Raw genomic sequence first — 10,461 nt, forward strand, 5'->3', positions numbered from 1 at the left:
AACGCTGGTTATATCATTACAATAATGAGCGCCCTAACATGGGTAATGGCGGCTTTACGCCGATACAGAAACTGAACCACGCAGCTTAATTCTATTTGTTAGGTGTCTTAGGTTTGGGATGGTTACCATGACGCCAACTTTTTTACCGGCAAAAACGTCTTTGTTCTTTAAGATGACAGCAAGCGGTACGGCACAACTTGGCTCGATGACGATTTTCATATGAGTCCACGTCAGCTTCATTGCTTCAATAATTTCTTCTTCGGTCGCGGTCAAAATATCAGTCACGTAATTGCTGACAAAATGCCAAGTTAAATCTTTAAGCGGTACTTTTAAGCCATCAGCAACCGTTTCAGGGGCATCATCAGCGATGATATGACCAGCTTTAAATGAGCGCGCAGCATCATCAGCGTTGACTGGCTCTGCAGCATAAATTTTGACATCAGGTGCTAGGTTCGATAGCGTCAAGCAAGTACCTGAAATCATACCGCCGCCGCCGATTGGTGCGACAACCATGTCAGGTTTTACACCGATTTCTTCCATTTGCTCTAAAAACTCGCGTGAGCAGGTTGCTTGTCCGGCGATTACGCGTGGGTCATTGTACGGATGCACAAAGTCGCCGCCAGTCTCTGCTTGAACTTTAGCAAAGACTTCTTCACGTGACGTGGTTGATGGCTGGCACTCAGTAATGATACCGCCATAACCACGAACTGCTGCTTTTTTTGCTTCTGGTGCACTGTGCGGCATTACTACATTACACGGTATGCCACGGCGACCTGCTGCATAAGATAAAGATAGGGCATGATTACCTGAGCTGTGTGTACAAACGCCATTTTTTGCAGCTTCGTCAGACAGACCAAACACCGCGTTTGATGCGCCGCGTACTTTGAAAGCGCCCGCTTTTTGGAAGTTCTCACATTTAAAGAACATCTCACAGCCTGCCAACTCATTTAAAAAGCGAGAGGTCAAAACAGGGGTGCGATGGATATATGGTTTGATGCGCTCATGCGCTTCTAACATATCATCAAGGGTTGGAATCACTAATCCATCTTCGTTTGTGATCATAAAAAATAATCCTTTATTCTTTTGTTTAATTGCTTGTTATTTAATGGCTGGTTATATAATGGATTTTATTTAGTGGGTGCGCTGTGGCGATAATATTCTTGCGCAGCAGCAACGCCTTGACCCAGTTTAATAGGGTAGTCCAAATCAACCATCGCCATCTCAATCGTTGCAAGCCCTGCTAGTACCATAACTTCAGTCAATGACCCTAGATGACCGATTCTGAAAGCTTTGCCATTCATCTCGCCCAAACCAATACCAAAAGAGATACCGTATTTATTAAAAGCATGATCGGTCAGCTTATTACTATCAAAGCCTTCAGGGACAAAGATGGCGCTGACGGTATTAGAATAAAGGTCAGGCGTTTTTGCACACAGCTTCATACCCCAAGCGCTAACGGCTTGGCGTACGCCTTCAGCTAAACGGTAATGACGTGCATAGACGTTTTCAAGACCTTCGTCAAACAACATCTCAAGACTTTCTCTTAGACCATAGATGAGGTTTAATGGTGGCGTATAAGGGAAGCCGCCGTTGGCATTGGCTTTCAACATATCACGGAAGTCAAAATAGGTGCGCGGAAGCTTAGCTTCATCCATATGACTCAAGGCTTTTTGACTGACGCCCAATATTGCCATACCGGTTGCGAGCATAAAGCCTTTTTGTGAACCGGCAACCGCAACGTCTACGCCCCAAGCATCCATCTCAAAAGGCACACAAGCAATTGAGCTGACGCCATCGACGAATAATAAAGCAGGGTGGTCACTGCTATCCATGGCTTTACGAACCGCACCAATGTCACTTAAAACACCAGTTGCTGTTTCGTTATGGGTAACCATGACGGCTTTGATTTCGTGCGCGGTATCTTCGCTTAAAATCGCTTGGAATTTATCAGCAGGAGCGCCTGTGCCCCAATCGCATTCAACGACTTGCACATCAAGTCCGTGGCGCTGACACATATCGATCCAGCGATGCGAGAACATACCGTAGCGTGCAATCAGAACTTTATCACCAGGTGATAGGGTGTTGCTAATCGCTGCTTCCCAGCCGCCGGTGCCGCTAGAAGTAAACAAAATGATTTCACTATCTTGCGTGCCAAATACTTTTTTACAGTCAGCAAGTACCGGTAAAAACGTGTCTGAGAAATCAGGCGCACGGTGATCTTGCGTCGGCACGTTCATCGCGCGACGTAATCTGTCAGGAATATTGGTAGGACCAGGAATAAAAATTGGGTTTTGTAGCGACATGATTGACATCCTTGTGAGTGCATATAAAGGGGCACAATAATTGTATAAGCAGGGGTTCATGCGAATTTAATGCAAGAGTCTTCCTGACTCATACAGTTTGGTTTTTGTGTTTTTTGAATTTTAAAAATTAACCATGTCAAAGAAAGAAGTTGCAGGTGATTAGTCACTTTACTACTTACTACGTTCTTTTTATGGTGTTCTTGCGGTAACAGTTTTTACGAAGGATAAATAAGAGGTTTTGGTCGAAAAAGTGTAGGTACTCATCAACTAATCAAAATATAGCATTAATGATGAGTTGTAACAAGGTATTTTTAAATAACCTTTGTGCTAGACTATGCTTAACTATTACAATGACTATTTTCTGCTCACTTGTCAAGATACACCCAAGTGTTAAGATTTATCTAGGTCATAATAGTTTGTTGCCTACAAACTTACTTTGATTGGTTTTGTTCTGCCAATAGCCAATAGGGTAACGTTTACATCGATATTCCTGAGCCGTTATACCTAAGTTAGCCGTTTTTTTGCTAGCTTCTGCTTTAAATTCTGTACTATAGCTTTGCATTTTCTTAGTCATGGTAAACGCCTCATCGAGCGATTGGTTTACCACGTTTATCTTTACGATTTTTTTAGTATTGCTCGACTTCTAACTGACTTACTCACTGCAGCAAACACAATAAAACAATCCCTTCATTATCATTACTGAAGGCTTATGGAAGAGATTTAATTTGTTATGAGTACTAACCCTCAATTGTGTTGGTTTGAATAATGTTAAGAAAGTTAGATAAAAATTTAAATAATTTCCATTATTTAATAAATCGGTTATTTAAAAAATCAGTAAAAATACTTAAACCATTAACTTTGTACCACTATAAACATTTAATAAGAAGATTTCATTATGATAAACAAACGTCCGTTATATATTCCTTTTGCGGGACCAGCATTATTAGAAACCCCTTTATTAAATAAGGGTAGCGCTTTTTCATCAGAGGAGCGCGATAGCTTTAATTTAACCGGTCTATTACCTCATAATATTGAGACAATTGAAGAGCAATCATCACGTGCTTATCTTCAACTACGCTCATTTACCAGTGATATGGATAAGCATATTTATCTGCGTAATATACAAGACACCAATGAGACATTATTTCACCATTTGATTGAGCAGCATATTGAAGAAGTAATGCCGCTCATATATACCCCAACGGTTGGGCAAGCTTGTGAAAAATTCTCACAAATTTATCGCCGTAAACGTGGTTTATTTATCTCTTATCCTGAACGCCATAAAATCGATGATATGCTGCAAAACGCCACCAAACAAAACGTAAAAGTCATCGTTGTTACTGATGGCGAACGTATCTTGGGCTTAGGCGATCAAGGTATTGGCGGCATGGGAATTCCAATCGGTAAACTGGCTTTATACACCGCTTGTGGTGGTATTAGCCCCGCTTATTGCTTACCAATATTGCTAGATGTCGGTACTAATAACCAACAATTGCTTGATGATCCTATGTATATGGGTTGGAGAAATCCACGCATCTCTGGCGATGAATATAATGAATTTGTTGACTTGTTTATTCAAGCCGTTAAGCGTCGTTGGCCAGAAGTTTTATTACAATTTGAGGATTTTGCACAGGAAAATGCGACCCCATTATTGAATAAATATCGTAATCAGCTATGTTGTTTTAATGATGATATTCAAGGAACTGCTGCTGTTTCAGTCGGTACGTTGATCGCAGCGTGTCTAAACAAAGGTCAGAAACTTAGTCAACAAAACATTGCTTTCTTGGGTGCAGGATCTGCCGGTTGTGGTATTGCTGAACATATCATTCGCCAAATGCAGCGTGAAGGCTTAACAGAAGAGCAGGCTCGCAGACAAGTATTTATGGTGGATCGTTATGGTCTATTAACCGATAGCATGACAGAGCTACAAAAATTCCAAGCACCGTTAGTGCAAAAAGAATTAGATATTGAACATTGGGATAAAAGTCAGAAATTTGGTTTAGCACAAGTGGTTAAACAAGCAAAAATAACGGTATTGTTTGGCGTAAGCGGGCAAAAAGGTCTCTTTACCCAAGAGGTCGTTGAAGCGTTATGTGCGAATACTGAAAATCCAATTGTCTTGCCGCTGTCAAATCCAACGTCTCGTGTTGAAGCAACACCGCAAGAAGTGACCAATTGGAGTCGTGGTAAGGCTATTGTTGCAACGGGTAGTCCTTTCCCTAATACTACTTTTGAAGGTCAATCTTTTGAAGTTTCTCAGTGTAATAACAGCTATATATTCCCAGGTATTGGCTTAGGTGTTTTAGCAGCACGTGCAACCGGTATCAGCGATAATATGCTGACGGCGGCAAGCCAAGCACTTGCAGATATCTCAGTAGAATATGAAAAAGCACCCGGTGCTATATTGCCACCTATTAAATTCATTAGAGAAATCAGTGAAAAAATAGCCTATGCCGTTGCTCTGCAAGCTATTGAAGATAAGTTAGCATTACCAGTAACAGCAGAAAATTTAGAACGTCGTTTAAAATCTAACTTCTGGCTACCTACCTATCGTGAATATCGCCGTACTTCTTTTTAACGGTTAGACAATACGCATCAAAAAGCCGAATGTTACTGTTATAAGTAGCGTTCGGCTTTTTTTATTACTTTTTATTTTATCTTAATATTTGGCTAGTATAAAGAATATTGTATTCGAAGTCATAAAATTATAATTGCTAATTATATAGTTACTGCTTATATTGTGCTCACATTTATCAGTGACCTTTAGCACTAGCTCGCTGTTTAAATACTAATAAACAGACAATGATAAAAATTAACAGCACAGCTGAGGCACCAAAGCGGCTTAATGCAAGACCACCGTGATCAATAGGCTTATCCAAAAAATCTCCTAATACTGCTCCTAAAGGTCGAGTTAGAACAAAAGCGCTCCAAAATAATAGCGTTTTTGATATCTTAGTACCAATAGGTGTTAAGAAAGCGTCAAGATATGCATACTTAAAGTCATTAAAAGTTATTTACAATTATAGTCGATACGCAATAAAACAGATACGTTATTTTTCACGCGAGACTAGGATGAATTTTTCTGGCTTGCTGTGCCTACGCCGACAGAGGCTACAAAAAATTCATCCTAGTTCTGCTGTATCGTTTTTACATTGAATTGACTATAGTTTAGAAAATTAACGTTATACATAGCCCTCTATGATTATCCTGCTCTGAATCGGTTAACGTAGCAGCATTCATAAAGACCTCAATTCCTGCTTGCTCACAAATAGATTTAACGATAGATAGCCCCAGCCCAGTGCCCTCTATTTCAGCATTTTTCTTCCCTGCATTATCAGAACGCAACATCTCAGCATACTCTCCTAAAAGTCTATCTGAAGTTTTGGGTTTCTGACTAAGTCGGACAAATGGCTCAAATACATTTTCATAATCGTCAGGATGAATGCCTGCGCCTGAATCCATTATTTGTAATACCAACCTGCCAGTAAGTTGATGGGGTAGAGCGGCTGCCTTTCTAGCTCCAATGACGTGAGTACCAAGGCTGCGTAGTAAGGCGGCATCATGACTTGTTACCTCATTCGCCGTTGCACTAAAGCGCAACAGTTGAATAGCTACTTGGCCGTTGTTCGGTGTATAAACGATCGCATTTTGAATAAGGTTTTTGATAAGCATTAATAATGAAGTCTCATCTAGGCTTACTTCTTCCTGTGAAGAGTCCGTTAATAATTCAACGGTTAGGTCTATATTTTTACTATCCACTATAGGTATGAGCAAGCCAATAACTTGCTCGATAATAGCTTTGATGGATACTGGTTTATAATCAGTATTACTTACCATATTACCGGCACGCGCTAGGGTTAGCAGTTGTTCTACCAGTCTTTGATTACGGGTAAGACGGATAGCCAGCTTATCTAATCCTTCCGTCATAACCGTATCGTTAGTCAGACGTTGTAGTCGCTGTAGCTGTAGCGAGATTGCGGTGAGTGGCGAGCGCAGCTCGTGTGCGGCATCAGCTATAAAGCGTTGCTGACGCTCGATACTGACTTTGACCAGTGCCAGTAGACGGTTTAACGATTCCGCTAATGGCAACAGCTCAGTAGGTAGATTGCTGACTGGTAATGGGTCTAAGTCACTCTCCCGCCGCAGACTTATTTCTGTTTGTAATTGGCGTACGGGCTTGAGCATGCGCCACATAATAAAAGGTAGCAGCAATATCAAAAATGCCATGCCGATGATAAGAGGCAAAAACGATTGCAAAGCACTAGATCTGGCCAAATCATCCTGAAACTCAGTACGCTGGCGCACTATGATGACTCTATCTGCACTATTATTACGATAAACGCGCCATACTTCATCATCTATAGTCTTGGTACTAATGCCCACTGGAATAGTAGGTAAATCTTCTACCCTAATATCGTTAAAATTATCCTTGTTATGATGATCAGTATTGTCACTGTCATTGTTGTGAGAAGAGTTAGAGGTGAGTGACGATGCCAGTGTGGTATGGATGACATCGACGGTGATGCTGCCATCGTCATCATCAGTATCAAAGTGAATATTAGACTCCAGCTGTGCATCAGAATCAGCGGCTTTAACATCGAGCGTTTGTTCAAGTAACGCTGACATGCTTTTTAAACTGTCATCTTGAAAGTCATTGAGCTCTTTGTAGCTGTACCAAAACCCATAACCACCGGCAATGACTGCTAATAATAACAGTGCTAAAACTGACCAAAAAATCAGCTGAAACTGCATAGATTTAAAGGGTTGCTTGAAAGCCTGTCTGCTACGTGCCATGTCGGCAGCCTTCTATATTAATGATATAAAGACAAGGACGATGTTAAATATTACTAATATACCAACCCAATCCTCGGACGTTTTTAATTCGCTCTTGTCCCACCTTTTTGCGTAAGCTATGAATCAAAAACTCAATAGCATTACTTTCAACTTCACCGCCCCATCCGTATAGTGAGTCCTCAAGCTTAGTCTTGGACATGACCTTTTCAGGCGCTAGCATAAAGGTAGTGAGTAACATGTATTCTTTAGCAGTCAAGTCGACAGCTGTTTTATCCATGACGACGCGTTTATGTGCGGTATCTAGGGTTAAGTTGCCAACGCTGAGCTGATTGTCTGCTTTGCCCTGCGCTCGGCGAATAAGCACTCGCATCCGCGCAAAGACTTCTCCTAGCTCAAAGGGCTTAACCACATAATCATCTGCCCCCGAATCGAGACCAGCAATACGGTCTTTTACCTCATCACGAGCGGTGATAATCAGCACAGGTGTATCAATCTTAGCATCACGAATTACGGTTAATACGCCCATACCATCGATTTCAGGCAAGCCTAAATCCAATAGGATAATGTCATAAGCTTGCACTTTTAAAGTCAAAATAGCTTGGCGGCCATCCTTTACCCAGTCGACCGTATAAGCTTCATCTTGCAAAGCATCGCTCAAGCTCTCGCCAATCATCAAATCGTCTTCGACCAGTAACACGCGCATAAGGTGTCCTTATTTTTTAGCTATTTATCATATAAAAAGACTAGTAGCTTAATCATACTCAATCAGATATAGGAGAGACTTAGCGCAGATTAAGCATTAAGTTAGCTGTTTAACGTATTTATTTTCATAAAAATTTTGACTAAAAAAGATTGATCTTAAAGCTTTGTAGTACCATTGCAAACAATGCAAAAAATAAAGCGGTGAGTAAGCTGCTAGACAGTAGTGCTACACCAAAACTAAACTTGTTGAGCAGATACGGAAATAATAAGAAAAAGGGTAGGGTTCCCAGAACATACCAAAAGGTATAGTAGGCATGATTGCTTATCTTAGCTGTCGGCTGATTTTCAACATACAGCCAAATTAAAGTAAGTAACGTTACTAAGGGCAATGAGGCAAGCAGGGCACCAATTCTATCGCTACGTTTTGCAACCTCAGAGATTATAACAACGAGTGAGGCCGTAATTGCGTATTTAAGCCATATATTCAAAGCACTCTCCTAGACACAGAAACATTCAATTCAGACTTTATGAAATTCTTAACTATGTATAAAAAGACAGCAGTCTTGTGTATTATAGACAACATCATATATTATACTACCCCCCAGTATAGAATGAGGCAAGAAAACAATGTCACACACTCAAAAAAGTAAGAGCAAGCTACTAGGGCGTATCAGACGTATCAAAGGTCAGTCGATAGCAATAGAGGCGTCATTAGAAGGCAACCCTGAATGCATGGCTCTCTTACAGCAAATAGCGGCACTAAAAGGGGCGGTAAATGGTCTTATGAAGGAGGTTTTGGAGGAGCATATAAAAGAACATTTAGGGGCAGAAGACATTACCCAGCAACAACGTCAACAAGAGATAGAAGACGTGTTGTCCATACTAAAAACGTATCTAAAGTAGAAAACGAAGCATAACAATATTTCAAAAGGTACTATTTTATTATGTTAGAGATACTCTTATTGGCGTTAGCACTGGCTGCGGATGCGTTTGCCGCTGCAATCGGTCTTGGTTCAACGCATAAGAGCGATGTTAGGTCGCAGTTTATAAAAATGGCGTTACTCATTGGTGTCTATTTCGGGGTTGCTCAGGGGGTAATGCCGCTGATTGGTTATGCGCTTGGCTCTACTATGCTGGGTTGGTTTGCTGAAGGGGCGGCTTGGGTTGCTTTTGTCATACTGGTAGCGCTTGGGATTAAGATGCTCTATGAGTCACGTTCCGTTAATGATGATGATACTCGGATCAATTTAAGTCATAAAACATTGCTGTCATTGGCGATAGCTACCAGCCTCGATGCGATGGCAGCAGGGTTTACGTTAAATCTGTTGGCGGTTAATGCTTATTTGGCATGTTTAATTATTGCACTCACGACAGCTGTTTTAAGTGTCTTAGGCGCTTATATAGGACGCCAGTCAGGAACGTGGCTTGGCAGTTGGGCAGAAGCTCTAGGGGGCTTGGTATTAATAGCCATTGGTGTGAATATGGTGGTTTAACTTGTAATGAGAGGTACTCATCACGAGCGTAGCCACCATTTTGTTATACCGTTAGATTGAGTATTCCTACCTTCATTAGTAGCAGCATTTTTAAAAAAAAGGCTAGCGAGCGCGCAAGTTATCGTTAATGACAGCAGCATCGATACTAAAGTATGACTAAAAAAATGGTCACCAAACAGCATCTTATACAGCCCCATCGTCCATCCTAAAATACTGACGATTGCAAATATTTTATAACGATATTTATGCAGACTAGGTAAAAATGCTAACCCGTATAAAGAAAATCCTGCGCTGGCATGAGCCGCTGGAAAGCACTTTCCTGGTGTCATGGCTACCATGCTTTGCCATAGGTTCAAATATGGCAAATCGCCATCGAAAAGAGTCAATTGATTCGGGCAACTAACGTGGGTGACGCCTTTGAGCAGTGCAATAGTCGTAGGCACCAGAATTAAGGTGATTAACAGATAACCTAGCTCTCGGCTGGACAAGGCTGCGATTGGTCTAATAAAGGATGGCTTAGAAAGGAATGGTTTGGTACTCTTAGTATTAGCATGGCGACTTTGCCAATACCGCCAAGTTAAGGTCGTTATTAAATAAATGCCTAGTAATATTAATAATAACTTGGGAAAATCATAAAAAATAAATCTATAAGGTTGAGCACCTTTTTCAATAAGCCACTGTCCATTTGTATAGAAAATCTCACTAATACGAATATCAAATTGGCTGTGTTCGAAAGTCAAAGTCGCAATGATGGTTAAGCATAGCAGCTTGAGCCAGAGCCAATCCGTTGAATTACTATCTAAAGTCATTGATCCGCCTTATAAAATATATTAACTCGCGATATGCCTAAGTATTACTCAATACAAAAAACTTGATAACGCCATTAGCCATAAGATAAACAATAGAGATAGCGCTAAAAACTGTGCAGCAGAACCCACATCCTTGGCTATTTTAGCGAGTGGATGTTGGTCTGTTGAGGTATGGTCAACGGAAGCTTCAATCCCCGTATTAAATAGCTCAACGATAAGCGATAAAAAAGAGGCGATTACCAACATCATTTTTATGCTGATATCAAAGGGCATGACTATAATGGCAATGAACAACACAAGATTGAGCCAAAACACTTGTCTAAACGCGGCCTCAAATTTATAAGCAGCCTTAAAACCATC

Annotated in this window: 11 protein-coding genes and 1 pseudogene; 3 read left to right on the plus strand and 9 right to left on the minus strand. The window is 40.9% G+C overall.

Annotated elements, in window-relative coordinates; genetic code table 11:
• Positions 1 to 54: 54 nt before the first annotated feature.
• The 3 genes from bhcB to WAZ74_RS13350 form a co-directional block, all read right to left on the minus strand.
• Entirely contained in the window at positions 55 to 1,062 is a 1,008-nt protein-coding gene (gene bhcB / locus WAZ74_RS13340; RefSeq protein ID WP_422308791.1) for a beta-hydroxyaspartate dehydratase BhcB, read from the minus strand.
• Positions 1,063 to 1,127: 65 nt separating this feature from the next.
• A complete protein-coding gene (gene bhcA / locus WAZ74_RS13345; protein ID WP_422308792.1) occupies positions 1,128 to 2,303 on the minus strand; it encodes an L-aspartate--glyoxylate aminotransferase BhcA in 1,176 nt (391 codons plus the stop codon).
• Between the two features lie 406 nt (positions 2,304 to 2,709).
• The gene (locus tag WAZ74_RS13350) at positions 2,710 to 2,877 is read right to left on the minus strand and encodes a hypothetical protein (protein ID WP_422308793.1); all 168 of its coding nucleotides are present in this window, start codon (positions 2,875 to 2,877) and stop codon (positions 2,710 to 2,712) included.
• Between the two features lie 321 nt (positions 2,878 to 3,198).
• On the opposite strand from WAZ74_RS13350, the gene WAZ74_RS13355 reads away from it, so the two are divergent.
• A complete protein-coding gene (locus tag WAZ74_RS13355; protein ID WP_422308794.1) occupies positions 3,199 to 4,881 on the plus strand; it encodes an NAD-dependent malic enzyme in 1,683 nt (560 codons plus the stop codon).
• Positions 4,882 to 5,056: 175 nt separating this feature from the next.
• Here WAZ74_RS13355 and WAZ74_RS13360 read toward each other — a convergent pair.
• From WAZ74_RS13360 to WAZ74_RS13375, 4 genes and pseudogenes are all read right to left on the minus strand, one after another.
• Positions 5,057 to 5,260: pseudogene (locus tag WAZ74_RS13360) on the minus strand (hypothetical protein); the annotation flags it as partial.
• 211 nt (positions 5,261 to 5,471) lie between these two features.
• Entirely contained in the window at positions 5,472 to 7,097 is a 1,626-nt protein-coding gene (locus WAZ74_RS13365) for an ATP-binding protein (protein WP_422308795.1), read from the minus strand.
• A gap of 43 nt (positions 7,098 to 7,140) precedes the next feature.
• A complete protein-coding gene (locus tag WAZ74_RS13370) occupies positions 7,141 to 7,800 on the minus strand; it encodes a response regulator (RefSeq protein ID WP_422308796.1) in 660 nt (219 codons plus the stop codon).
• A gap of 139 nt (positions 7,801 to 7,939) precedes the next feature.
• Complete coding sequence (locus tag WAZ74_RS13375) at positions 7,940 to 8,287, minus strand: DUF3147 family protein (RefSeq protein WP_422308797.1); 348 nt, start codon at positions 8,285 to 8,287, stop codon at positions 7,940 to 7,942.
• Between the two features lie 139 nt (positions 8,288 to 8,426).
• Between WAZ74_RS13375 and WAZ74_RS13380 the strand changes: the two genes are divergently transcribed.
• Positions 8,427 to 8,702 (plus strand): metal/formaldehyde-sensitive transcriptional repressor, encoded by a 276-nt coding sequence (locus WAZ74_RS13380; protein WP_422308798.1) that lies wholly within the window; start codon positions 8,427 to 8,429, stop codon positions 8,700 to 8,702.
• A 41-nt stretch (positions 8,703 to 8,743) separates the two neighbouring features.
• Complete coding sequence (locus WAZ74_RS13385; RefSeq protein ID WP_422308799.1) at positions 8,744 to 9,292, plus strand: manganese efflux pump MntP family protein; 549 nt, start codon at positions 8,744 to 8,746, stop codon at positions 9,290 to 9,292.
• 20 nt (positions 9,293 to 9,312) lie between these two features.
• Here the strand turns inward: WAZ74_RS13385 and WAZ74_RS13390 are convergent, their stop codons facing one another.
• Entirely contained in the window at positions 9,313 to 10,101 is a 789-nt protein-coding gene (locus WAZ74_RS13390) for a PAP2 family lipid A phosphatase (protein WP_422308800.1), read from the minus strand.
• A 48-nt stretch (positions 10,102 to 10,149) separates the two neighbouring features.
• Positions 10,150 to 10,461 (minus strand): diacylglycerol kinase (locus WAZ74_RS13395; protein WP_422308801.1); only part of this gene is annotated, 312 nt, incomplete at its 5' end.

The sequence above is a fragment of the Psychrobacter sp. genome (assembly GCF_049295055.1).
Lineage (GTDB): Bacteria > Pseudomonadota > Gammaproteobacteria > Pseudomonadales > Moraxellaceae > Psychrobacter.

Bases quoted from the DNA above. Each gene is read 5' to 3' on its own strand.
- bhcB (WP_422308791.1), bottom strand. From the start codon at position 1,062: ATGATCACAAACGAAGATGGATTAGTGATTCCAACCCTTGATGATATG.
- bhcA (WP_422308792.1), bottom strand. From the start codon at position 2,303: ATGTCGCTACAAAACCCAATTTTTATTCCTGGTCCTACCAATATTCCT.
- WAZ74_RS13350 (WP_422308793.1), bottom strand. From the start codon at position 2,877: ATGACTAAGAAAATGCAAAGCTATAGTACAGAATTTAAAGCAGAAGCT.
- WAZ74_RS13355 (WP_422308794.1), top strand. From the start codon at position 3,199: ATGATAAACAAACGTCCGTTATATATTCCTTTTGCGGGACCAGCATTA.
- WAZ74_RS13365 (WP_422308795.1), bottom strand. From the start codon at position 7,097: ATGGCACGTAGCAGACAGGCTTTCAAGCAACCCTTTAAATCTATGCAG.
- WAZ74_RS13370 (WP_422308796.1), bottom strand. From the start codon at position 7,800: ATGCGCGTGTTACTGGTCGAAGACGATTTGATGATTGGCGAGAGCTTG.
- WAZ74_RS13380 (WP_422308798.1), top strand. From the start codon at position 8,427: ATGTCACACACTCAAAAAAGTAAGAGCAAGCTACTAGGGCGTATCAGA.
- WAZ74_RS13385 (WP_422308799.1), top strand. From the start codon at position 8,744: ATGTTAGAGATACTCTTATTGGCGTTAGCACTGGCTGCGGATGCGTTT.
- WAZ74_RS13390 (WP_422308800.1), bottom strand. From the start codon at position 10,101: ATGACTTTAGATAGTAATTCAACGGATTGGCTCTGGCTCAAGCTGCTA.